16 protein-coding genes and 1 riboswitch are annotated in these 24,364 nt (G+C 60.8%); of the genes, 3 read left to right on the forward strand and 13 right to left on the reverse strand.

All coding sequences use genetic code 11. The features are described 5' to 3' along the window. Position 1: 1 nt before the first annotated feature. The 4 genes from HZC36_12150 to rpsJ all read right to left on the reverse strand — a co-directional run bounded on the left by HZC36_12150 (position 2) and on the right by rpsJ (position 2,199). Entirely contained in the window at positions 2-361 is a 360-nt protein-coding gene (locus tag HZC36_12150) for a 50S ribosomal protein L23 (GenBank protein ID MBI5707726.1), read from the reverse strand. Beyond that, positions 358-1,023, reverse strand: a complete 666-nt coding sequence (gene rplD, locus HZC36_12155) for a 50S ribosomal protein L4 (protein MBI5707727.1) — start codon at positions 1,021-1,023, stop codon at positions 358-360. The genes HZC36_12150 and rplD overlap by 4 nt, the downstream gene beginning before the upstream one ends. Before the next feature lie 10 nt (positions 1,024-1,033). Continuing rightward, complete coding sequence (gene rplC, locus HZC36_12160) at positions 1,034-1,660, reverse strand: 50S ribosomal protein L3 (GenBank protein MBI5707728.1); 627 nt, start codon at positions 1,658-1,660, stop codon at positions 1,034-1,036. Positions 1,661-1,899: 239 nt separating this feature from the next. After that, complete coding sequence (rpsJ, locus tag HZC36_12165) at positions 1,900-2,199, reverse strand: 30S ribosomal protein S10 (protein MBI5707729.1); 300 nt, start codon at positions 2,197-2,199, stop codon at positions 1,900-1,902. 552 nt (positions 2,200-2,751) lie between these two features. Between rpsJ and HZC36_12170 the strand changes: the two genes are divergently transcribed. Further along, entirely contained in the window at positions 2,752-3,207 is a 456-nt protein-coding gene (locus tag HZC36_12170) for a transposase (GenBank protein ID MBI5707730.1), read from the forward strand. 155 nt (positions 3,208-3,362) lie between these two features. On the opposite strand, the gene HZC36_12175 is transcribed toward HZC36_12170, so the two are convergent. From HZC36_12175 to HZC36_12200, 6 genes are all read right to left on the reverse strand, one after another. Continuing rightward, positions 3,363-4,778, reverse strand: a complete 1,416-nt coding sequence (locus tag HZC36_12175; protein MBI5707731.1) for an adenosylhomocysteinase — start codon at positions 4,776-4,778, stop codon at positions 3,363-3,365. A 137-nt stretch (positions 4,779-4,915) separates the two neighbouring features. Continuing rightward, positions 4,916-5,006, reverse strand: a riboswitch (S-adenosyl-L-homocysteine riboswitch). A gap of 71 nt (positions 5,007-5,077) precedes the next feature. Next, the gene (locus HZC36_12180; GenBank protein ID MBI5707732.1) at positions 5,078-6,265 is read right to left on the reverse strand and encodes a hypothetical protein; all 1,188 of its coding nucleotides are present in this window, start codon (positions 6,263-6,265) and stop codon (positions 5,078-5,080) included. Between the two features lie 82 nt (positions 6,266-6,347). Further along, positions 6,348-7,559 carry an elongation factor Tu gene (gene tuf / locus HZC36_12185; GenBank protein ID MBI5707733.1) on the reverse strand — a complete coding sequence of 404 codons (1,212 nt, stop codon included), beginning with the start codon at positions 7,557-7,559 and terminating at the stop codon, positions 6,348-6,350. Between the two features lie 341 nt (positions 7,560-7,900). Next, the gene (gene fusA, locus HZC36_12190) at positions 7,901-10,030 is read right to left on the reverse strand and encodes an elongation factor G (protein ID MBI5707734.1); all 2,130 of its coding nucleotides are present in this window, start codon (positions 10,028-10,030) and stop codon (positions 7,901-7,903) included. A 324-nt stretch (positions 10,031-10,354) separates the two neighbouring features. Next, positions 10,355-10,825, reverse strand: coding sequence for a 30S ribosomal protein S7 (gene rpsG, locus HZC36_12195; GenBank protein MBI5707735.1), 471 nt, complete (start codon positions 10,823-10,825; stop codon positions 10,355-10,357). Between the two features lie 14 nt (positions 10,826-10,839). After that, positions 10,840-11,223, reverse strand: a complete 384-nt coding sequence (locus HZC36_12200) for a 30S ribosomal protein S12 (GenBank protein ID MBI5707736.1) — start codon at positions 11,221-11,223, stop codon at positions 10,840-10,842. A gap of 416 nt (positions 11,224-11,639) precedes the next feature. Here HZC36_12200 and lysS point away from each other — a divergent pair, with 416 nt between their 5' ends. Both lysS and HZC36_12210 read left to right on the forward strand, forming a co-directional pair. After that, a complete protein-coding gene (gene lysS, locus HZC36_12205; GenBank protein ID MBI5707737.1) occupies positions 11,640-13,277 on the forward strand; it encodes a lysine--tRNA ligase in 1,638 nt (545 codons plus the stop codon). 16 nt (positions 13,278-13,293) lie between these two features. Then, entirely contained in the window at positions 13,294-13,503 is a 210-nt protein-coding gene (locus tag HZC36_12210) for a hypothetical protein (protein ID MBI5707738.1), read from the forward strand. A gap of 194 nt (positions 13,504-13,697) precedes the next feature. On the opposite strand, the gene HZC36_12215 is transcribed toward HZC36_12210, so the two are convergent. From HZC36_12215 to rpoB, 3 genes are all read right to left on the reverse strand, one after another. After that, positions 13,698-15,185, reverse strand: coding sequence for a hypothetical protein (locus HZC36_12215; GenBank protein ID MBI5707739.1), 1,488 nt, complete (start codon positions 15,183-15,185; stop codon positions 13,698-13,700). A 169-nt stretch (positions 15,186-15,354) separates the two neighbouring features. Next, positions 15,355-20,121, reverse strand: a complete 4,767-nt coding sequence (rpoC, locus tag HZC36_12220; GenBank protein ID MBI5707740.1) for a DNA-directed RNA polymerase subunit beta' — start codon at positions 20,119-20,121, stop codon at positions 15,355-15,357. A 77-nt stretch (positions 20,122-20,198) separates the two neighbouring features. Further along, positions 20,199-24,251 carry a DNA-directed RNA polymerase subunit beta gene (gene rpoB, locus HZC36_12225; protein MBI5707741.1) on the reverse strand — a complete coding sequence of 1,351 codons (4,053 nt, stop codon included), beginning with the start codon at positions 24,249-24,251 and terminating at the stop codon, positions 20,199-20,201. Positions 24,252-24,364 lie beyond the last annotated feature (113 nt).

Genomic DNA, 24,364 nt, shown 5'->3' on the forward strand with positions numbered 1-24,364 from the left:
ATTAGACTCCGAAGTCCTCCAACTGCTGGCCGGCCTTCAAGGTGATGATCGCCTTCTTCGAATCGGCTCGATGGCCCGCCACCGGGTACTGGGCGTGCTTGGTGCGCACCCTTCGAAGCTTGCCTCGAATGGTCACGGTGTTCACGCCGGTCACTTCGATGGCCTCGCCCTTCTTCTTGCCGGCGTTGTAGATGGCCTCGATCGCGCCCTTGATCTCGATCTTGGTCGAGTTCTTCGCAACGATAAAGGTGTACTTGCGAACGTTGTCCTTCTCGTCCTTAACGAGGGGATTGCCGTAGCTCTGCGCCACGGAACGCTCGGTGATGTGCGGCTGAATGATGATGTCGTGCGGGTCCTTCATTTGCCCCATACCTCTTCAATTCGGGAGAGCGCGTCCTTGGCGATCACGATTTTGTGGGCGACGAGCACGTCGCGCGTTGAAAACACTGCGGTCTTGGGAGCTGCCTTGCCTTCCTCCACCTTGGCCGGTGCGGTGCGAACCACCACGTTCGGCATGTTGCGGAAACACTTGTAAGCCACGTCGTCAATCTCAGCGAGCACCACGAGCACGCGCTTGGCCTCTCCGACTTCCAGCGAGTTCAGGAACGCCGCGGCGTCCTTGGTCTTCGGGCCGGCAAAGGCGATCTTCTCAGCAATCACCACGTCGTTGGATTCGATCTTCTCGGCGAGCGCACCGAGGATCGCCGCCTGGCGCTCCTTTCGGTTCATCTTCTTGGAGTAGTCGCGCGGCTCCAGGAAGTGCGCGTGTCCGCCATGCGTGTAGTGCGGCGCACGGATCGTTCCCTGTCGGGCTCGGCCGGTCTTCTTTTGCTTATAGGGCTTCTTGCCGCCGCCCTTGACCTGGGCACGGCCCTTCGTCGCCGATGTGCCTTGCCTTGAATTCGCTTCCTCTGAAACGACAGCGCGGTGAAGGAGAGCGGCGCCGGCCTTGGCGATGGCCTCGCTGACGTCTACCGTCCCAACCTTCTTTCCGTCTTTTCCTCTTACTTCGAGCTTAGCCATCTCTGTTTCCTTATCGCTCCGACTTGTTGATGATCACGAGCGAGCCCGGGGCGCCGGGGATGCTGCCGTCGACGAGGATCAGGTTGCGCTCAACGTCCACGGCGTGGATCTTGAGCCCAAGCTGGGTCATGGTGTCGCCGCCCATTCGACCCGGGCGACGGGTGCCTTTGAAAACGCGCTGAGGACCCGTGGCGCCGCTCGAGAGCGGACGTCGGTGGGTCATGTAGCCGTGCGTCATGTGCTGGCCCTTGAAGTGGTAGCGCTTGACGCCGCCGGCAAACCCTTTGCCCTTGCTGGTTCCGGTGACCGCGACCTTCTCGCCCGCCTCGAAAATGCTGGCGTCGATCGTCTGCCCGAGTTCAAAGCCGTTGGTGTTTTCGACTCGAAACTCGCGCAGGGTCTTCACGTTCTGATCGAGACCGGCCTTCTTCAAGTGGCCAAACTTCGGCCAGGTGAGGTTCTTTTCTCGGTCAGCGCCGAAACCCACCTGGACCGCCGAGTAGCCGTCGGTCTCGGGGGTCTTGATCTGCGTCACAAACACGGGCCCGGCCTGGATGACGGTGACGGGCACCATCTTGCCTTCGTCCGTGTAGACGTGGGTCATTCCAATTTTCGTGCCTAGTAGTCCTGGCAGCATTAAGTTCTCCGAATGTGGTCGTCGGGTCTTCAGGTTGTCGGGTTGTCAGGTTGTCAGGTTGTCAGGTCCAAAAACCTGAACACCCGAACACCTGAAAACCCAGAACCTGGTTTCCTTCCGGTTTTAGCTTCTCCGCCCAGGACGATCTGGTTGCCGTTGCCCCGGAGATCGGGGTCAGCGCCGTCCTCGCTATCGAAGCCGAGCGCTTCGAGCCTTGGCTCAAAGCTTGAAGACTATACCTAACTCTTGATCTCGATATCAACGCCGCTTGGCAGATCGAGGCGCATGAGGGCATCGATGGTCTTGTTCGTGGGCTCGACGATATCGATCAAGCGGTTGTGGGTCCGCAGCTCGAAGTGTTCCATCGACTCCTTGTCGATGGTCGGGCCGCGGTTGACGCAGAAGCGCCGGATATCGGTGGGAAGGGGGATCGGGCCGCGGATTCGGGCGCCGGTGCGGCGTGCGGTCTCGGCGATCTTCTCGGCCGAGATGTCGAGAATGCGGTGGTCATAGGCCCGTAGGCGGATTCTTACTTTCATGCTTCGATGTTTCTCCAGATTGGCGCAGGCTGGAAGCCTGCGCTCCGGGGTGCGGACAAGGCTGTCCGCGCTCCTATTTCCCCGCGAATTCCGGATAGCCGCATGACCAGCCATCCCAACCTCTCAGGGACGGACGATTGTACCACAGGCACATTGGCGCCGCAAAACGGATCCTTGGCTTTCGCGCAGCTTCTGCTCAGCTTTTTTAGGCCCTTTCGGCGGTGCAATGCGATACGGAATGGCCCGGATTCCCGGGAGTACAGGGGCATGTTGATGGGATGGGACGGAACGCGAGACTCCAGTCTCGCATAGGGTCCCCGAGTCTCCAGACTCGGGCTCTGGCCGCACCTTGAATCACCTCGCCGAATCCACTAAGATAGACACATGTCCGAGCCTCGAGGCTGGTACTCGCGCGGATATCTTCCACATATCGACGCGGGCCCGGTGCCCCAATTTATTACCTGGCGACTCAAGGATTCTATCCCGCACGCCCTCTTGCTTAGCTGGGAGGAAGAAATGGGGCGTCTCCCCAAAGAGGAAGCTGCCCGTCAAATGCAATCTCGTATTGAGAGTTACCTCGACGAGGGCCACGGGTCCGCTACCCTCAAGCTTCCAGGAGCCGCCAAGATCGTTCAAGATGCCCTTCTCTACTATCACGAGCTCCATTACACGCTTCACGCGTGGGTGGTGATGCCCACGCACGTTCACGTCCTGATCACCCCGTTTGAAGGCCGCGACTTCCGCGACATTCTCAGGCCTCTGAAGGGATATTGCTCTCGTGAGATCCACAAGCACTACGGCGGCCACGGAGCTTTCTGGCAGAGGGACTTCTTCGATCGGATGATCCGAGATGAGGAGCACTTCGGCAAGATCGTTGCCTACATTGAGTGGAATCCAGTCAAGGCCGGGCTCTGCTCCGATCCCTCCCGCTTCCCCTATTCCTCGGCGAACCCCACGGCGATAGGGCGCGTTTTGGCAAAGTCCGCAGAGAAGCGGTCGGGAAGATGAGCCACAACCCCTGAGCCTTCCGTTCCGAAGTTCTTCAGGGGCTCTGCTCTTGTCTCATCCGCGAATCTGGAGATTCGCGGACCCTATGCGAGACTGGAGTCTCGCGTTCCGAACCAAACGCCGCTTCAGCGGTTCCTTTTACCGACGTTTCGCACTCAATACCGATAATGATCCGGTTTGTATGGGCCGTTGGGGTCCACCGAGATGTAGCTTGCCTGATCTGGACGGAGCTGGGTCAGCTTGGAATCCAGCTTCTTGAGCTGGAGCCGCGCCACCTTCTCGTCCAGGATCTTTGGCAGCACATAGACGCCCGGCGCGTACTCGCCGGCCTTGGTCCAAAGCTCGATCTGCGCCATCACCTGGTTGGTGAAGCTCGAGCTCATCACATAGCTGGGGTGGCCCGTTCCGCAACCGAGGTTGACCAGGCGTCCTTCCGCAAGAAGCGTGATCCGCTTCCCGTCAGGAAACACGATGTGGTCCACCTGCGGCTTGATGTTCTCCCACTTGTAGCCCTTGAGCGAGGCAACGTCGATCTCGCTGTCGAAGTGGCCGATGTTGCAGACGATGGCCTCGTCCTTCATCGCCTTCATGTGCTCGTGCGTGATCACGTGGTAGTTGCCGGTCGCCGTCACGAAGATGTCGGCCTTGCTCGCGGCATCCTCCATCGTCACGACCGGGTAACCCTCCATCGCCGCCTGCAGCGCGCAGATCGGATCGATTTCGGTCACCCAAACCTGGGCGCTCAGAGCACGCAGCGCCTGGGCGCAGCCTTTGCCCACGTCGCCGTAGCCGCAGACCACCGCGATCTTGCCCGCGATCATTACGTCGGTCGCGCGCTTGATGCCGTCCACCAGCGACTCGCGGCATCCGTAAAGGTTGTCGAACTTCGACTTGGTCACCGAGTCGTTGACATTGAAGCAGGGGAACGGAAGCCGTCCCTCCTTCTGAAGCTGATAAAGGCGCTTCACTCCGGTCGTGGTCTCTTCGCTGATGCCCTTGATCGCGGCCTTGATGCGAGAGTAGTAGCCGGGTGAAGAGGCCAGGCGCCTCTTGATCGAAGCGTAGAGCGCGGTTTCTTCCTCGTTCGTGGGGTTCTCCACGACGCCGGGATCCTCTTCGGCTCGGGAACCCAGCAGCACAAGCAAAGTGGCGTCACCGCCGTCGTCGAGAATCATGTTGGGGGTCCCGCCATCGGACCAATCCATGATCCGGTGGGTGTACTCCCAATACTCATCCAGGTTCTCGCCTTTGACGGCAAACACCGGGATGCCCTGGTCTGCAATCGCGGCGGCGGCGTGGTCCTGGGTGCTGTAGATGTTGCAGCTCGCCCAACGCACATCGGCACCGAGCGCCCTCAGGGTCTCGATAAGGACGGCCGTCTGGATCGTCATATGAAGCGAGCCTGCGATGCGCGCGCCCTTGAGCGGCTGCGCCTTGGCGAACTCGTCGCGAATGGCAATGAGTCCGGGCATTTCCTTCTCGGCGATCGCGATCTCTTTGCGGCCCCATTCGGCAAGGCCAAGGTCGGCGACATGAAAGTCGGTCTGAATTGGGTTGTTGACGGTGTGCATGTTGCTCCTTGAATTGTCGGTCCTGGACGTCTTGTTCTTCTCGCTGCCCGAGCGCGAATCGGGAGATTCGCGGACCCTAGGCGAGACTGGAGTCTCGCGTTCCGACTCCCAAAAAAACAAAACGCCCGCAAGACCTTTTCTTGCGAGCGCCGTTGCCTACGAAAAAGCTAACGCTTCTCCCCGCCGAGCCTGGCCCCGAAACCCGGGCTTGCAACGCTCCTCGGCAGTGATGATATTATGACACAAGTCTTGCTGGACCCCAGCAGTTATGCCAGGGTCCAAAGGGTGGCTCCAAGGTCCTAAAGCCCCGCCAAGAACCGCTGGACCTGCTTTCGTTCAGGCCCCTTAAGGCTCAAATAGCGAGATCTCGAAACCGTCGCCTCGCCGCCGTGGGCCCGAATCGCCAAATCAAGCGTCTTGGCCCGCCCATCGTGCAGAAACCGCTTCTTCAGCCGCAGACCCCATAGCGGCGCCGTTCGAAACTCACTTCCAGTGGCGTCGCCTTGCCGGATGCCGTCGGCAAGCCCCGGACCCATGTCGTGGAGCAGAAAGTCTGAATACGGCGCAATCACCTTCGAGGCCAGCGCAGGATGGGCGTCTGGTTTGGTGGTTAAGGATGGAACATGGCAGCGCTCGCACCCAATCGCGCCGAACAGCCGCTTCCCCGCCAGATCGAGGCTGGGAAGCGGAGCGGGCGGCGCGAGGAAGGTCATGAACCGATAGAAGGAGTCGATGTCCGCGCCGATGTCCTCCGGGTCCTGGACCAGGTCTGCGCCCTGTGGAATCGCCTTGCCAGAAGGCTTAATCTCTTCCTGCATGAGGGGATTGGTCACCCCGATCTCGTTGAGATACGCGAAAGAGGCAAACCACTCCAGATCGGAAATCTGCGCCTTCCAGCCGAACCGCCCGATCTCCGTCTGCTGGCTCAACGGGTTGAGCACCCAATTGACCTTTCCCTTCACGCCGTCGTGTTCGGGGCGCGAGGCCAGGTCAAGCAGCGTCTGATCGTCGATCGCCTCGATCAGCCCCAGCCCAAAGAGCTGCGGAGAAGTCCGTCGGCTAACAAAGAGCGCCTCTGCAGGGATCTTCTCGCCGTGGACGGGGTAGTTCTTGATCTTGCGGCCAAGCGACTTCTGCTGCAGGATCGGCCCGCCGAGGTCCGCAAGGTCCGAGTATTCTCCATCGCGAATCCCGCCGATCACGAACACGTCGCTTGCGCTGTTCGCCCCCGCGCCGCCAGGCGCTCCGACGCCGTGGCATTCCCGACAGGAGGTCCCGTTGAACACCGGCCCAAGCCCCTTCTGGACCCCCACATTGAACCCAAATACCCCTGCCGCTGCCCAGAAGAGGAGGTCCTCCTGTCGGTCCAGCCCGGAAACCGGAAAGCCAAGCTTGGGTGCCTTCTGCGCGGATGGAGGCGAGCCCGCACCCAACATCGATACGACGCCGAGCGCCAAACCGGCCCCGGGCACGGTGAACCACTTCATTTCTCTAGGATATCTCCTCCCATCAAAAACAAGAACGCCCGTGGCCTTGGGCCACGGGCGTTCTCAAGAGTGAAGCAGGTGCTTACTCGTAGACCTTCGTGATCGTTCCGGCGCCCACCGTGCGGCCACCCTCGCGAATCGCGAATTTGGAGCCCTGCTCCATGGCGATCGGCTGGATCAGCTCGATCGTCATCGTCACGTTGTCGCCAGGCATGACCATTTCCACACCCGTCGGCAGGTTCAGCGTTCCGGTCACGTCGGTCGTGCGGAAGTAGAACTGTGGGCGGTAGCCCGTGACGAACGGCGTGTGGCGGCCGCCCTCATCTTTCGAGAGGACGTAAACCTCGGAGTCGAACTTCACGTGCGGCTTGATGGAGCCCGGCTTGCAGATGACCATGCCGCGCTCGACCTGGGCTCGATCGACGCCTCGAAGCAGCAGGCCTACGTTGTCGCCGGCCTGGCAGTAGTCGAGGGTCTTTCGGAACATTTCGACGCCGGTGCAGACCGTCTTCTTCGTCTCCGGGTGGAGGCCGACAAGCTCGACTTCTTCCATCGACTTGAGTTGGCCGCGCTCGACACGGCCCGTCGCAACGGTGCCGCGGCCGGTGATGGTGAACACGTCTTCGACGGCCATCAGGAACGGCTTCTCGGTGTCGCGCGTCGGCTCGGGGATGAACGCGTCAACGGCATCCATCAGGTCGAGGATTGACTTGATGTCGGTGTTCTCCAGGTCGACCTTGCCACCTTCGACCAGGTCCAGCGCCTTGCGGGCGGAACCCTTGATGATCGGGGTGTTGTCGCCGTCAAAACCGAACTTGCTCAACAGCTCTCGAAGCTCCATGTCGACGAGCTCGATCAGTTCGGGATCATCCACGAGGTCAACCTTGTTCAAGTACACGACCATGCTGGGAACGCCGACCTGACGGGCGAGCAGGATGTGCTCGCGGGTCTGCGCCATAGCGCCGTCGTTCGCTGCCACGACCAGGATCGCGCCGTCCATCTGGGCAGCGCCCGTGATCATGTTCTTGATATAGTCCGCGTGGCCAGGGCAGTCGACGTGGGCATAGTGCCGCTTATCCGTCTCGTATTCCTGGTGCGAGATGTTGATGGTGATGCCCCTCGCTTTTTCTTCGGGGGCGGAGTCGATTTCGTCGTACTTTCGAGCCTGGGCGAGACCCTTGGTCTGAAGCACTCCCGTAATCGCTGCTGTGAGCGTGGTCTTGCCGTGGTCGACGTGGCCGATGGTGCCGATGTTGACGTGCGGCTTCTTTCGTTCGAATTTCTGTCTTGCCATGTATCTGGGTGGATCCTTTTAGATTCAAACTCCCGCCACCCGGGTTTACGGGGAGAGCCTGACAAGCCGGTATTGTACCGCCAACGCCAATCAGGCTGCAATATGGGGAGGGTTTGGAGGTTGGAAGGATGGTAGGTCCGTGGTGCCTGGGCCGAGGTCCGAGGTTTCAGGACGGGGTTCACCTCGCCCCATCGGAGAGAGGCCGGCAAGCGAAGCGACGCGAACCGGGTGAGGGGATGGGATCGCGATGTGCAATGGCGAACGGCTGACCACCTCGCCCCAGCGGGTAGAGGTGGTATTCCCAACCTACAGACCTACAAACTTGCCGACCTGCGAACCTGCTATCTCCCGCCCTGGGCCTTCGCTATCACTTCGGTGGCGATGTTGTTCGGCACCTCTTCGTAGTGCGAAGGCGTGACGTTCGGCGTCGCACGGCCCTGGGTGAGCGAGCGCAGCGTCGTCACGTAGCCAAACATCTCGGAGAGGGGCACATGCGCGTTCACGATCGACGTGCCGCCCATGGCATTCTCCATGCCCTCGATGCGGCCCCGGCGGCTGTTCAGGTCGCCCACAACGTCCCCCACGTTGCCTTCCGGCGTCGTGACTTCGACGTGCATGATCGGCTCCTTGAGCACGGGGTTAGCCTTTTTCATGGCTTCCTTGAAGCCGATGACGCCCGCCTGCTTGAAGGCGTTTTCGTTCGAGTCCACCTCGTGGTAGCTGCCGTCCACGACCATCACCTTGACATCCACGACGGGGTAGCCCGCCACGATGCCCGAGGTCATGGCCTCGCGAACGCCCTTTTCGATCGCGGGGATGTATTCCTTCGGAATCGCGCCGCCAACGACCTTGTTCTCAAAAATGAATCCCGATCCGGGCGGAAGCGGCTCGATCTCTAGCCAACAGTGGCCATACTGGCCCGAACCACCCGTCTGACGGACAAAGCGCCCTTCGGCCTTGGCCTTGATGCGGCAGGTTTCGCGATAGGCGACCTGCGGTTTGCCTTGGTTGGCCTGAACCCCGAACTCCCGGTTCAGACGGTCCACGATAATTTCGAGGTGAAGCTCGCCCATGCCCGAGATGATCGTCTGGCCGCTCTCCGCGTCGGTGAACATGCGGAAGGTCGGATCTTCCTGCGCGAGTCGGATCAGCGAGGTCGCCAGCTTCTCCTGGTCGGCCTTGCTCTTTGGCTCGATGGCAATCTGGATGACCGGTTCCGGGAAGCGGATACTCTCAAGAGCGATCGGCTTCTTTTCGTCACAGATCGTATGTCCGGTGTTGATGTCGTTCAGACCGATCACGCCGACGATTTCTCCCGCGTACACCTCGTTAAGGTCGGTGCGGTCGTTGGCGTGCATTTCGAGAATTCGGCCGACGCGCTCGGTTCGAGTTCGGAATTCGTTGGTCTGAGGATCGCGATAGCAAACCGTGACCGATGAGCCCTTGCGGAGCATGCCCGAATAGACACGGAGATAGGTCAAGCGGCCGACATATTTGTCGGACATGATCTTGAAAGCGAGCGCGGAGAACGGCTCGGTGTCGTCCGGATTGCGCTCAAGCGGCGCTTCAGTGTCGGGATCGACACCCTTGACCGCGCCCACATCGAGCGGAGACGGAAGGAAGTCGACGACCGCGTCGACCATCGCCTGCACGCCCTTGTTCTTGAAGCTGGAACCCGAGAGGATCGGCACGATCTTGTTACCCACCGTGCCGACACGGATGGCGGCGCGAAGGTCGGCTTCGCTGATGTCGTCGCCCTCGAGGAAGCGCTCCATGATCGAATCGTCGTAATCGGAGATGGCTTCGATCATTTTCTCGCGCCACTTGGCGGCGGTCTCGAGCATGTCTGCAGGGCAGTCCACAACTTCAAATTGCTTTCCGTCGTCGGACTTGTAGATCGTGGCCTTCATCGTGATAAGGTCCACATAGCCCTTGTACTGGCTCTCCGCGCCGATGGGAATCTGAATGGGCGCGGCGTTCGTGCCGAGCCGCTGCAGGATCTTCTCTACGACCGCGAAGAAGTCCGCGCCAAGGCGGTCCATCTTGTTGACATAGATGATTCGCGGGACGCCGTACTTGTTGGCCTGACGCCAAACCGTTTCGCTTTGGGGCTGCACGCCGCCAACAGCGCAAAACACGGCCACACAACCATCGAGCACGCGCAAGGAGCGCTCGACCTCGACCGTGAAGTCCACGTGGCCAGGGGTGTCGATGATATTGATCTTGTGCTCGGGCTTGTCATCATGGGAACCCGACCAGAAGCAGCTTGTCGCAGCCGAGGTGATGGTGATGCCGCGCTCCTGCTCTTGGACCATCCAGTCCATGGTCGCCGCGCCCTCGTGCACTTCGCCCATCTTGTGCGACTTGCCCGTGTAGTAAAGGATGCGCTCCGTGGTGGTCGTCTTGCCGGCGTCGATATGCGCGGCAATGCCGATGTTACGGACGAGTTCGAGAGGGTGCGTGCGTGGCATGGGTTTCCTTAGATTCAGTTTCTGTTGTTCTTGTTTCCCAGGGACGGCCCTGTCCACTGGGTACTCCATTCGTTCGGTGTTTTGTCGCTGATCGTTGTTTGTTCTATTAGCAGGAAGTGAGCAATACCATTGGGAGGCGGCCTGGCAACAAAAAACCCCGTCGCTCAATGCGGCAGGGCCAAGCGGTTCGATTCGCTTATGCCTTTGCCGAGGTGTTGGCCTCCTTCATGGTCTTGCTCCGAATGGCCGCCTGTGCGGCCCTTCATGTCCATTATGGGCAACTTGGGCCGGAAAACTCAAGGTTTCCCAGCCCAGAATCCACGACTAGAAGCGATAGTGCGCGAACGCCTTGTTGGCGTCGGCCATTCGGTGCGTGTCCTCACGCTTTTTCACGGAGGAGCCCGTGCCGTTCGCGGCATCGAGCAGTTCGGCAGAAAGCTTGTCCTTCATCGTCTTGCCGGAACGCTTGCGAGCGGCTTCGACGATCCATCGGAAGGCGAGGCTGCGCTTGCGCTCGGGGCGAACGTCCATCGGGACCTGGTAGGTCTGGCCGCCAACGCGCCGGGGGCGCACTTCGACGCCGGGCATCACATTCTGAACGGCCTTCTCGAATACCTGGATGCCGGGGTTGCCGGTCTTCTCTTCCAGCTCAGAAAGCGCTCCGTAGAAGATCTTCTCGGCGGTGACTTTCTTGCCATCGAGCATCATGCGGTTGATGAACCGCTGGGCAAGCTCCGAACCGTAGACGGGATCGGGAAGGATTCGACGTTTGGGGACAGCACCTTTTCTTGGCATTTCCTATAAGCTCCTTACTTCGCCGCCGCCTTCGGACGCTTGGCGCCGTACTTGCTGCGCCCCTGCATCCGGTTCGAGGTTCCCGAGGTCTGCTGCGTGCCGCGGACGATGTGGTAGCGCACGCCGGGCAGGTCTTTTACACGGCCGCCGCGAACGAGCACGACCGAGTGCTCTTGCAGGTTGTGGCCAATGCCGGGAATATAGGCGGTGACTTCGATGCCGTTGGTAAGGCGGACACGGGCCACTTTGCGCAGCGCCGAGTTCGGCTTCTTGGGGGTCATGGTTCGGACGATCGTGCAAACGCCCCTCTTGAACGGGTTCCCTTTGAGCGCGGGCGACTTCGACTTGACTCGCGGAATCGACCGGCCCTTTCTTACCAATTGATTGACTGTCGGCATACTGTTTCCAAATTCTCCATTGTTTGTGTCCGACATGTCTGACTCGTCTGACCTGTCCGACTCTGGCTCCCCATCAAAAAAGCCCCTTCGATCTCTCGACAGGGGCCCGTGCCTTCTGGTTCTTCGTCTGCTTGTCGCTCGCTTCAGAATCCGTCTCGGCGCTCGGGAGCCTCCACACAAGGGATATTGGCCCAAAAGGCAACAGCCTCAAAGACCAAGGTGGATTATGGACAGGTGGCACGAAGCTTGTCAAGGGGCTGAAGACGCGAAGGGCGATGAGCGATGCGCGATGAGTCGCTTCAGGTCGACCGGGTTGATGGGAGCAGGCTTCGATAGGATCGCCGCGACAGGGCTGACACTCCTCGATCGCCCGTCGCCCATCGCAGATCGCATCTCCAAGTACAATCACCCTTCCCATGTCCGAAGAGTCCATTCGCGATATTCGACTTGCCAAGCTCGCCAAGATGCGCGAGTTGGGGCACGACCCCTATGCGGTCGAGCGATTCGAGACCACCGCAAGCGCCTCGGACCTTCTGGCAAACTACGATTTCGGCCCCACCCCCGCCGAACGCGCCGAAAGCCAGACCCCAGACCCCAAACTCCCTACCCGCGTCTCTTTCGCCGGCCGCGTCACCAGCTACCGCCTCATGGGCAAGGCCGGATTTGCCCATCTTTCTGACGGAGACGGCAAGATCCAAGCCTACTTTCGACGGGACGACCTCCAGATGAGCGGTGAGATCGCGCAGGGTTGGGAGCTCTTTAACCTGCTCGACATCGGCGACCACGTCGGCGTCTCCGGGGAACTCTTCATCACCAAGACCGGTGAAAAGAGCATCCACGTCAGGCACATCACGCCGCTTTCGAAGTGCCTCCACACGCTCCCTCTTGGCAAGGTTCTGGAGGAGAAGGACGACGCCGGCAACGTGACCTCCCGCAAGACCTGGTATGAGCTCGAAGACGTCGAAATCCGCTATCGCCATCGCCATCTGGACCTCATCGCCCGACCCGAGGAACGCGAGAAGCTGGTGCAGCGAAGCAAGATCGTCGCTGCGACCCGGCGTTTCTTTGAAAACTGGGGCTACATCGAGGTCGAAACCCCGATGCTCCAGTTCGTCGCGGGCGGCGCGGCGGCACGGCCGTTTCTGACCCACTACAACGCCTACGACGTGGACGTCAAGCTCCGCATCAGCCTGGAGCTTTATCTGAAGCGGCTGATCTGCGGCGACCTGCCGAAGGTCTATGAGATCGGGCGCGTGTTCCGGAATGAGGGCGTCAGCAACCGCCACAACCCTGAGTTCACGCTGCTGGAATGGTACGAGGCCTACGCCAACCTGGAAGACATGATGGCGATGGTGGAGGGGCTGTTCAGAAGCGTGGCGGAGGAGGTGTTTGGGAGCACTTCTGTCTCTCTCAAGTCCGACAGGTCGGACGCGTCAGACCAGTCCGACCGGTCAGACGAGCCCAAGACCCAAATCAACTTCTCTCAGCCCTGGGCTCGCCTCGACCTTCTTTCCGGCATCCAGCAGTACTCCGGCATCGAGCCCGGCGAGCTTGCTGAGTTTGAGTCGGCCAAGGCTGCCATGGCGCGGGTCGGCCTGCCCACCGCCAAAGAGGACTCCCTCGGCGGCATTATCGAGAAACTCCTCGAACACTTCGTCGAGCCGAACCTCATCCAGCCGACCTTCATCATCAACTACCCGATCGAGACTTCCCCGCTCGCCAAGAAGGTGCCCGGCAACCCGCGCCTCACCCGCCGCTTCGAGGGCTATATTCGGGGCCGTGAGGTCTGCAACGCCTTCTCCGAGATCAACGACCCCATCGATCAGCGCGAGCGCTTTGAAGAGCAGGTCAAGGCGGCCGCGAAGGGCGCCGACGAGACCCACCCGATGGATGAAGAATTCCTTTACGCTCTCGAGTGCGGCATGCCTCCGGCGGGCGGCTGCGGCATCGGCATCGACCGGCTGGCGATGATCTTAACCGGCGCGGAAAACCTCCGAGAGATCATTCTCTTCCCCACCATGAAGCCGGAGGCCCCTCCTGAGGCGTCATCCTAGTATAAGAGAACACGCCATGACCAAGATTCGAGCTTACGTCTTTCTCGCGCTGGCCGCCATCCTGGCGATCTTTGCCTTCACCTCGGGCGATTGGCTCCTGATGGGCCCCGGCGTGGCCATCGCCGCGATCATCGGAGTCGTGATGCTCTTCATGAAAGAGCCCGTCAAGAAGGAAAAGGTCATCAAGGCCGAGGACACCTACAAGCGCAAGACCATCGAGCTGTAGGCGGGACGGAGCGCAGGCATCCTCGCCTGGCCCCTGGGAAAGCAAGGGTCCGAGAGGCAGAGAAAACGACCCCTCACTCTACCATCGCCCCAAGACGAGGAGGGCGCGTAGCCCCTCCCTTGTCCCGATGATCGGGATGAGGGAGGGGATGGGGAGGGAGACTCCGGGGAGCCAGGGATAGCTCCCTAAGCCCTCTACTTCCTAATCACCGAAAACACCTCATAGCTGTATTCCAAGTCCAGCTTTCCGCCGGAAGGCACGCTGATCTTCCACTCCACTACATTCGAGGCATTGGGATCACCTGGGTTCACCGATGTGTATTCGATCGCGCCGCCGTTCTTCACCTCCAGCACCTTGCCGTTCACTTGGCGCCGAACCTTCACGTCTGCCGCCTCGGCACGGAAGTTCTCCAGCGTGAGCGTGCCCTTGAGCGTGATCGGAAGGAACTGCGTCTCCCCGATCTTCACCACTTCGCCCCGCCTCACCTCGACTTCCTGCTTCTTGACCCGTAGCCCGATTCCCGCCGCGAGCCGCAGTTCCCCCGAACCACCCGCAGGCGTGTACTTTATCTGCTGCTGGCCGACCGGGCGCTGATCCTCGACCACAAACACCGGCCCCGTCGTTAGGGGTTGTTTGGAGGTGTTTTTGATGTTGAGCAGATAGTAAAGCTCGTCGGTGTCGGCGTTCCATTCGAACGAGGAGGTCACCGGCACGGTGACCTCGAAGATCGAAGCCATCGCTCGATCGCCAGGCCTGAGCCTCAGTTTGGGCTTAGTGTAATAGTGGAGTTCTCCGGATTCCGCCGCGGGCAACGCGCCGCCCGCCTCGAAGTCCTCGCCGGCATTCCCGCCAAAGCCTCCTCCGCCCCTTCCGGCGGGCGCGGGCCGGTTGGATTGGGAATCACGCCCTTGGCCGAGACCCCCTCCAGGGCCTCCCAGTCCGCCAGAGGCGAGTCCCGGCATCATTCCGATAAGGAAGCTGTCAAGCTGGCCACGGTTGGCTATCAGCGGCGCCCCGACCACAAAGACGACGTCGGTGTTTTTCAGGTCCTCATCGAGGTTCAAGAGCGTTCCGCGCAGAGTCAGGCGCCCCTGCTTGCCGGGCTGCAGCTCCAGCAGGTAGCTCGGCTCCCACCGGATGCCCTCTTGGATGTAGGCCATCCCGATGCCCGCGACCCCGTTTGGCTTGGCGGTCGTCAGCTTGACCCGCACCGGGTAACCCACCAAAGTAATCGTCTCCACCTTGGCGTATTCCAGCGCAATGTAGTTCTTCTGGGCGTCCTTGAGCAGCATCATGGTGGGAAGGAGGCTGGAAAGCTCTCCCTGCACGGTCCGCCCTTCCGTTGCAATGGAGAGCGGCAAACCGACCTTGTCCTTTAGGAGGGCGCTGATCTCGGCCTTGTCCTTGAATTCGAGTTGGTTGTCGTTGGTCATCACGACCGTGTCGACTCGGTCGTCTTTGGCCGTCGGATACATCCACAGCGTGCCTCGGATGGCACGAGGGACAAGGTTGGTGGTAGCCCAGCCGTCTTCTAGTTGGGCCTTCCCCTCACGGACGTAGAACCCGAAACCCTCCTTGAAAACCACAAGGGTCTTGAGCTCGGTACTGAAGGCGAGGCCGTTCTTCGGCTGGTCCTGGACAAAGATGGGGGCGACGGCAAGCGCCGCAAGCACGGAAAGCATGGTGTTTCCCTCCTGATTCGAGAGTTCAGACGAATCAGAGAGCCCTGGGGTTGGTGTGGAATCTGGACAAAGGTCGGAACGGAAACGGCAAACGGGGGCAAACGCCAACAAACATAAAGGAAGGCGGCGCCGGCTGTTGCCGGCGCCGCCTTCCGAGCTCCAAAGAGGACTACTCCTTCTCGGCGCCTTCTCCTTCTTCTTCGGCCTCGACCACGATCCCGGTCTCGCCCAGATCATCCAGGTCGTCGAGGTCCTCCATGGCCATCTCAGCCAGGGTCGGGAAGCCCAACGCCTCGTCGCCGAGGCCCAGTTCGCCGTCTTCAGCCTCAACAAGAGCCGTCAGCGACTGCTGAGCCCATGCCGGCCCGCGCTCGATGTCGATCGCCACCGAGCGGTATTGCGGCACGCCTGTACCGGCCGGGATGAGCCGTCCGATGATGACGTTCTCTTTGAGGCCGATCAGATGGTCCTTCTTTCCGCGCACCGCGGCTTCCGTCAGAACGCGGGTCGTCTTCTGGAACGAGGCCGCGCTGAGGAACGACTCGGTGGCCAACGAAGCCTCGGTGATGCCAAGCAGGATCCACTCGGCGGTCGCTTCCTTCGGATCGCGCTCCACGCTTTCGCTGCTGATCGGGTCGATGTACTTGACCTTCTTGCCTTCCTGGATTGCCTTGCGAACCTTGGCGTTTTCACGGCTGAAGGTGAAGCGGTCCACGATCTGGCCAGGCAGGAACGGCGCATCGCCCGGTTCTTTGATGCGGCGTTTGCGCAGCATCTGTCGGATGATGACCTCGACGTGCTTGGTGTTGATGTCGACGCCCTGGGCCTTATAGACCGACTGCAGGTTCTCGACGAAGTAGTCGTAGACCGCGGCCGAGCCGGCAAGCTCCAGAATCTCGTGCGGATCGCGCGGGCCCTCGGTCAGCGGGTCGCCCTTGATGACCTTGGAGCCGACCTTGACCGGCAGGTTGCCGAGAGGCGGGACCAGGATCGGGTAGTAAACCGCAACCTCTTCGACGCCATGCTTTCGCAGAGCTGTCAAAGTCGCCGCCGTCATCTTCTGCCCTGTCAGGCGGTCGAGCGCGGTATCGTAGTCGCCGCTCTTCTGCCAGGCCTGAACGTCGCTCACATAAGCGTCCTTCATTGGGCTCGCAGTGGAGACGACTGAGTCCACGATGACCCAGCGTCCGAACTGCGTTTCCTTGATCGTTCGAACAGTACCGGTCACGGGGCAGATGATCGCCTTTCCACGAGGCTGGCGCCGCGCTTCGAAGATTTCTTCGACGCGGACGATACCGCTGGATTCACCCGTCCAGGCGTAGAAGAAGATCTTCCTCGACCGCTCCCACATCTTGCGGGATTCGGTGTCCATCTTGTCCAAGAGCTTCTGGGCCGCCTTGGTTTGGCGCTCAGTCTTCTTCTTGGCCTTGGGATCTTCTTCGTTGATCGTCAGCATGTCCTTTTGGAACAGGCCCTTGACGACGGCTTCCTGCGATTCGAGCAGCTTCGTTGGGTCGAGGTTCTTGGCTTCGGTGTCCGTGGCTGCTTCAAGGTCGGCCATGAACTGGCGGATGAACTTACCCGTCTTGTACTGGCTGGTTCGAGCGATGGTTGCCGAACCCGCGACGCCTCCCGTATGGAAGGTACGCATCGTGAGCTGCGTTCCAGGCTCACCGATGGACTGCGCGGCAATGATTCCGACGGCCACGCCCACCTCGACCGGTTTGCCTGTCGAGAGGTCCACGCCGTAGCACTTGGAGCAGATACCCTGATCCAGCTCGCAGGTTAGCGGACTGCGAAGCTGCACGCAGAGCTGGCCGTGCTCGTTCACGTCGAACCCGCAACCGATGTACTGCTTGGCGACGGCATCGCGCTCTTCATCGGTCTCGCAAGCATCGCTCGCGCTCACGAACTTGTTCTCGATGGCGGTGATGTGCTTAGCTTGGTCCTTTGTGATGATCGAATCGAACTGCACGAAGACTTCGCCCGTGTCCGGGTCGGTGAGCGTGCAAAGCGCGACGCGGCCGTGGCAGCGCTCGCCGACATGCTCGATCACTTCGCCTTCATCGAGGATGCGATGAACGAGGATTCCTTCACCTGTACCGCAATCCAGGGCCTTGATGATCACGTCTTGTGAGACGTCGACCAATCGACGGGTGAGATAGCCCGCGTCTGCCGTTCGAAGAGCGGTGTCGGCAAGACCCTTTCGGGCGCCGTGCGTGGTCACGAAGTACTCGAGCATGTTCAGGCCCTTCTGGAACGAGTTCCGGACGGGCAGCTCATAGATAACTTCGTTGAACTGGTTGAACATCAGGCCGCGCATACCGGCAAGCTGCGAAAGCTGCTTGACCGAGCCGCGAGCGCCGGACACCGTGATGATCGACAGGGGGTTCGTCTGCCGCATACCGGCGACAATCTCCTTACCGATCTCGTCGTAGGTGTCCGCCCACAGCTTGATGAGGCTCTGCTGCATTTCGTTGAACGCGAGCATGCCCCGTCGGTACTGGGTAAGGATGGTCTGCGACTTGTCGTCCGCTTCGTTCAGGATCTCTTCGCGGCGCTTGGGAGGGTCCATGTCGGTGACCGCGATCGAAAGGCCATATTTGGTGGCCCAGCGGAAGCCGAGGTCCTTCATGTCGTCCAGCAGCTTGATCGTCCCGCCGAGCCCGCACCGCTTGTGGCAGAGCACGATGCACTCGGAGATGTTCTTCTTGTTTAGGGAATAGTCAAGCATCGCGTCGGAGTGCTTGAGCGGGTACGGCAGCACGTCGTTGAAGTAGAGCCGTCCCGGTGTGGTGACCGCGATAATGTCCTCAAATTCTTGAGGCAGCGGCTGAAGCTCTTTTCGCTCCTCGCCCTCTTCGTCCTCGATCGTCGCGTAGCGATACTCGACGCCCGTAACCGGGTCGCGATAGTCCACCTCGCCGTCGGGCGAGAAGACGGGCCGCCGGATGCGAACCTTGACCGGATCGTTGAGGCCGATGCGCTCCTCGACGTTCGGCGTTTCGATGTGGAACGCCACTTCGATCGGGTCGCGATAGGCGCGGTTGCCGGGGTTGTTCTCCGGGTCCTTCGCGTGCGCCTCTTCGCGAGCCATGAACTTCTCCATCGACTCGGTGTTGAGGTACGTGAGCGCAAACGCGCCGAGCACGATGTCCTGAATCGGCGAGAGGATCGGGCGGCCGTCTGCCGGCGAGAAGAGGTTCTGCGTACTGAGCATCAGCACGCGGGCCTCCGACTGCGCTTGAAGCGACAACGGCACGTGAACGGCCATCTGGTCGCCATCGAAGTCCGCGTTGTACGCGTGGCAGACCAGCGGGTGAATCTGGATCGCTTTGCCGTCCACGAGGATCGGCTCGAACGCCTGGATACCCAACCGGTGCAGCGTGGGCGCGCGGTTCAGAAGAACCGGATGCTCCTTGATGACCTCTTCCAGGCCGTCCCAAACCGCCGGGTGCATGCGGTCGATCATGCGCTTGGCCGTCTTGATGTTCTGCGTGATCTTCTTTTCGACCAGCGTCTTCATCACGAACGGCTTGAACAGCTCGAGCGCCATCTCCTTGGGCAGGCCGCACTGGTGCAGCTTGAGGTGCGGGCCGACCACGATGACCGAACGGCCGGAGTAGTCCACGCGCTTTCCGAGCAGGTTCTTTCGGAAACGGCCCTCCTTACCCTTCAGCATGTCGCTGAGCGACTTGAGTGGGCGAGAATTCGAACCCACCACCGGGCGAGCTCGGCGTCCGTTGTCCACCAGGGCGTCCACGGCTTCCTGCAGGAGGCGCTTTTCGTGGTTGATGATGGATTCCGGCGCGTGGATCTCCATGATCTTCTTCAGCCGGTTGTTGCGGTTGATGATGCGGCGGTAGAGATCGTTCAGGTCGGAGGTCGCAAAGCGGCCGCCGTCGAGCTGCACCATGGGCCGCAGCTCGGGGCTGATGACCGGGACAACGTCCAGGATCATCCACTCGGGGCGGCTCTTGGAGTTGATGAGCGCCTCGACCACTTCCAAGCGCTTGATCGCGCGGGCGCGGCGCTGGCTGGTGGTGACGATGATTTCCTGGCGCAAGCTGCGGGCCATCGTGTCGAGGTCCACTCGGCCGAGAAGCTCCTTCACGGCTTCGGCGCCGATGTTGGCGCGAAGCATCGAACGAAGGTCCACGTTTAGCCGGTGACCCACCGCGTCCAGCATCTTGCTGACGGCGCGATACTTGTCCTCGTCGATGAGCTGGTTCTGTTCGAGCTTGCCGAGGATGTCCACGGCCAGATCAAGGTCCTTCAGCCGGTCGTCGGCGTCGCGGTATTCGGCGCGGATGCGGTCGTTGATGGCCTTGGAGCGTTCGCGGACCGACTGGTCGTCGTATTCGTCCTGGTTGCCGTCGAGCTCATCGGAGAAGCGGTCGAAGCTCTCCTCTTCCAGCTCGCGCATCTGGCCCATGATGTTGGCCTTCTCGTGCTCGACGCACTCGCGGATGCTGGGCAGAAGCTCGGCGATCTTGTCGGCTTCGATGTCAATGATGATGAAGCTGGCAAAGTAGATGACCTTTTCGAGCAGCCTGGGCGAGATGTCCAGGATCAGCGCGAGGGGCGAGGGCACGCCCTTCAGGTACCAGATGTGGCAGACCGGCGCGGCGAGCTCGATGATGCCCATGCGCTCGCGGCGGACGCGGCTCTTGGTGACCTCGACGCCGCAGCGCTCGCAGATGATGCCGGCGTATTTGACCTTCTTGTACCGGCCGCAGGAGCACTCGTAGTCCTTGACGGGCCCGAAGATGCGCTCGCAAAAAAGGCCGTCGCGCTCGGGCTTGAAGGTCCGGTAGTTGATGGTCTCCGGCTTCTTGACCTCGTGGTGGACGCCGTTGCGGAGCGACCAGCCGCGGATGTCCACGGGCGAGGCCATACCGATGCGGATTTTGTCAAATTGGCTAACGTCTGCCATGCGCGCTTACTTTCTCCTAAACCTTCGCGAAACAGTTGACTCGGAATCTCCGGCACAGCCCTGTGCCGGAGTCAAACTCAGTTGAAGAACCCGACACTGCGGGCGAGGCGGACGTCTTCCCCGCTGCCCAGCTCATCCAGATCCTTGAGCGGTAGCTCCTTGTTCGCCTTGTCCTCGACCGTGACCTTGAGGCACAACGACCGAAGCTCGTTCACCAGAATCTTGAAGGACTCCGGAATGCCGGGCTCCTGGATGCTTTCGCCCTTGACGATGCTCTCGTAAGCCTTCACGCGGCCCATCACGTCGTCCGACTTGATGGTCAGAAGCTCCTGGAGCGTGTACGCAGCGCCATAAGCCTCCAGCGCCCACACCTCCATTTCTCCGAAGCGCTGGCCGCCGAACTGCGCCTTTCCACCGAGCGGCTGCTGGGTGACGAGCGAGTATGGGCCGATGCTCCTGGCGTGGATCTTCTCTTCCGCAAGGTGCTCCAGCTTGAGCATATAGATGATGCCCACCGTAATCGGGTTCGGCATCACGTCTCCCGTCATTCCGTCGCGAAGCAGCGACTTACAGGAGGCGGGGTCGATGCCGGCGCGCCGGAACGCGTTGTGCTCGATCCTGTCGCGGATCGTGGCATACACTTCCTTGCCCGCCTTGTGCGGCTTGCCCGGAGCCTTGGGCGCGGGGGCCTCTTCACCTTCCTCGCCGATGAACTCGGCATCCTCGGAGACGAACTCCTCGGGGTCCACGGCAAGCAGTTCTTCGACGCTCTTGACCGCAGGACCGGACAGGATGCGCGAGACGCGCTCCAAGCCTTCTTCGTCAAGCGTGTGGAGCTGAGCCTGAATCCGCTCGAACATCGTGTCGATGGCGTCGTCCTTCTGGAACTGTACGCCGAGCCTCAGTTCGCGATTCACGTAGTTGGCCAGCACTTCATGGCGCATCGTCTGCGCCAGGCGATCCATCTCGACGAGAACTTCCTGCTCCGAAGCGCCCTCGAACGCCGGGCAGCGATAGCGCAGGCCGAGCAGCTTGCCGACATAGCCGAGGTGCGTCTCCAGAATCTGGCCGATGTTCATTCGGCTCGGAACGCCGAGCGGGTTCAAGATGATGTCCACCGGCGAGCCGTCCATCAGGAACGGCATATCCTCTTCCGGCACCACCCGCGAGATGACGCCCTTGTTGCCGTGGCGTCCCGCCATCTTGTCGCCGACCATCAGCTTGCGCTTCTGGGCGATGTAGACCTGGACGGTCATGTTCGTGCCGGCCGGCAGCTCGTCGCCGGGAAGCTGGTTCAGAGACTCATCGCAGCGATCGCAGAAAAGCCGATCGCGCTTTTTGGATTCCTTGTAAACGTGGCCACATCCGTTGCACTGGTACTTGTAGCGGCTGAAGACCTTTACGTCCACAACCGTTCCCTTTTCACCGTGCGGCAGCCTGAGCGATACGTCGCGGGTCTCTTCGGCCTTTTTGCCGAAGATCGCGATGATCAGCCGCTCTTCGGCGGTCATCTCGACCTGGCCCTTGGGCGCGACCTTTCCGACCAGGATGTCCTCCGGCCGAACCTCCGCGCCGACGCGCACGATGCCGTTCTCGTCGAGGTCCTTCAGGGCCTCTTCGCCGACGTTCGGGATGTCGCGGGTGATTTCTTCCGGTCCAAGCTTGGTGTCGACCGCCTCAGTCTCGTGGCGCTCGATGTGGATCGAGGTGAACACGTCGTCCTTCACCAGCCTCTCGCTGATGATGATCGCGTCTTCATAGTTGTAGCCGCCCCACGGCACGAAGGCAACGAGCACGTTCTTTCCAAGCGCAAGCTCGGATTGGTCCGTGCAAGGACCGTCCGCAAGCGGGTCGCCGGCGAGCACGTGCTGGCCAAGCTCCACAACGGGACGCTGCGTAAAGCAGGTCGACTTGTTCGACTGGAGCATGTGGATCAGCGGATACTTGTCCAGTTCTCCGGTCACCCGGCGAATCCTGATCTCGAGCGCGGTCACCATCTCGACGATTCCCGACTGGTGCGCCACAACCGCTGCGCCCGAGTCCACGGCCGCCGTGCGCTCATAGCCCGTGCAGACATAGGGCCGCTCGGCTCGAAGACAGGGGACCGCCTGACGCTGCATGTTCGCGCCCATCAGAGCACGGTTCGCGTCGTCGTTCTCAAGGAACGGGATGAGCGCCGTCGCCACTGAGACGATCTGCACCGGAGATACGTCCATCAAGCCGACTCGCTCCAGAGGAACGATCGGGTAGCTGGCGCCCGAATACTCCGCGCCGGCGCATCGAACCTGAAGCGTTGTTGCCAGGATCTTCTTGTTCTCGTCCGTGCGGGTGTCTGCCGGGGCGATCAGCATGCCCTCGTCTTCCTGAGCCGTCAGGTACACGATCTCCTCGGTTACGACGCCCTTCACCACGCGGCGGTAGGGGGTCATGATGAACCCGAACTCATCGACGCGGGCATGCGCCGTAAGCTGCGAGATCAGGCCGATGTTCGGTCCTTCTGGCGTTTCAATCGGGCAGATGCGACCGTAGTGCGAACGGTGGACGTCGCGAACTTCCAGCTTGGCGCTGGTTCGCTGGAGACCACCCGGTCCGAGCGAGGACAAACGACGCTTGTTCGTCAGCTCGCTGAGCGGGTTCGTCTGGTCCATGAACGTGCTGAGCTGGTTGCTGCTGAAGAAGCTCTTGATGGCGGCGCTGACCGGCTTGACCGAAAGGATGATTCCGGGAAGGAGGTTCTCCTGGTCGGTCGAGGTCATACGCTCTCGGGCGACCTTTTCCATGCGCACGAACCCAAGGCGAAGCTGGCTCTGCAGCAGCTCTCCGATGGAGCGCACGCGCTTGTTCTTCAGGTCGTCGATGTCGTCCCTTTCTGCCTCGCGCTTGACGTACGTTTCCATCTTGAGAAGGATTCCGCAGAGGTCTTCGGAGGTCAGGCAGCGACGGTCGAGCGGGATGTCCACGCCGAGCCGGTTATTGAGGAACCGCCGGCCGACCTTGCCCAGGTCGTAGCGCTTGACATCGAAGAAGAGGCCGTAGATGAGCTGCCGGGCAGCTTCCTCGTTTGCGGCTTCACCGGGGCGGAGCCGCTTGTAGATGTCAAGAACGGCTTCCTTCCAGTTGGAGGTGGGGTCCTGGTCGAGCGTGGCTTCCACCACGTCCGGCAGCGAAAGAACGGTCATCGTATCGAGTTCGAAAGACTCGATCAGCTTCGCGGTTTCGGGTTCGATGCGCTGAAGTCGCTTGAGCAACAGCTTGCCGTCCGGGCCCGAGAAATCTGCCGGCACACGCTTGCCGGTGATGTCTGCGGCCGTCGGCTTTTCGAGCTTGACCTCTCGGCCAAATACGAGCACGAGGTCGTCGTTCGAGCCCACAGGCGTGTCGCAAACCACCTTGGCGGTGCGCAGTTCTTCAGGGAGGCCATCAATGACGGCTTGGGTAAGGAAAGTCCCCACGTCAAGCAGCACTTCGCCGGTATCCGGATCGGCCAAAGGCTCGGCGAGTCGGCGGTGGATCGCGTTCGGCAGGGGGAGCCCCACGCGGACGCGGCCTTTCTCGAAGGCGCCAAGTGCCTTGATAAGCTGGGTGAGCGGGAGCTTCTTGGTCTGGCTGATCTGAGTTCGGACGACGTTGTGCGCGTCCGAATCGATCTCGAGCCAAGGGCCCTCGTTCGGAATGACGCGGGCGCTGATGACCATCTGCATCGAGCTGTCCACGCCCTCTTCGAAATAAAGGCCCGGAGATCGGGAAAGCTGCGAAACGATGACGCGCTCGCGGCCATTGATGATGAACGTGCCCTGGTCCGTCATCAAAGGCAGATCGCCAAGGTAAACCTCGGACTCGATCACTTCCCTGTCGCGGCCCCCAAAGCGCACAATCGCTTTGATCGGCGCCTCGAAGGTCATGTCGCGGTCGCGACATTCGCTGATCGAATATTTCGGCTCCCCTAGAGAAAAGCTATCGAGTTCGATATAATTGGTTTGTGTGAAGTCCCAGATTGGGCTGAACGTTGTGAAGAGTTCAGGCAGTCCTTCTTCGAGAAACCACTTGTAGCTGTTAAGTTGAAGTTCAATTAGATTCGGAACCTCGAGGAATCGGCCGATTCTCTTCGAAGTTGGCTGAATAACTCTCATCCAGACCTCCGGCAGTCTGCGCGAAAGTTCAATTTACCCGCTTTCGGGCGGCCCGTGTCAACGCTCAGGGCCCCTGTCTCGCCTTTTTCTCCACACACTGAGCTCGATCGTGA

Source organism: Armatimonadota bacterium (genome assembly GCA_016223145.1).
GTDB lineage: Bacteria > Armatimonadota > Fimbriimonadia > Fimbriimonadales > Fimbriimonadaceae > Nitrosymbiomonas.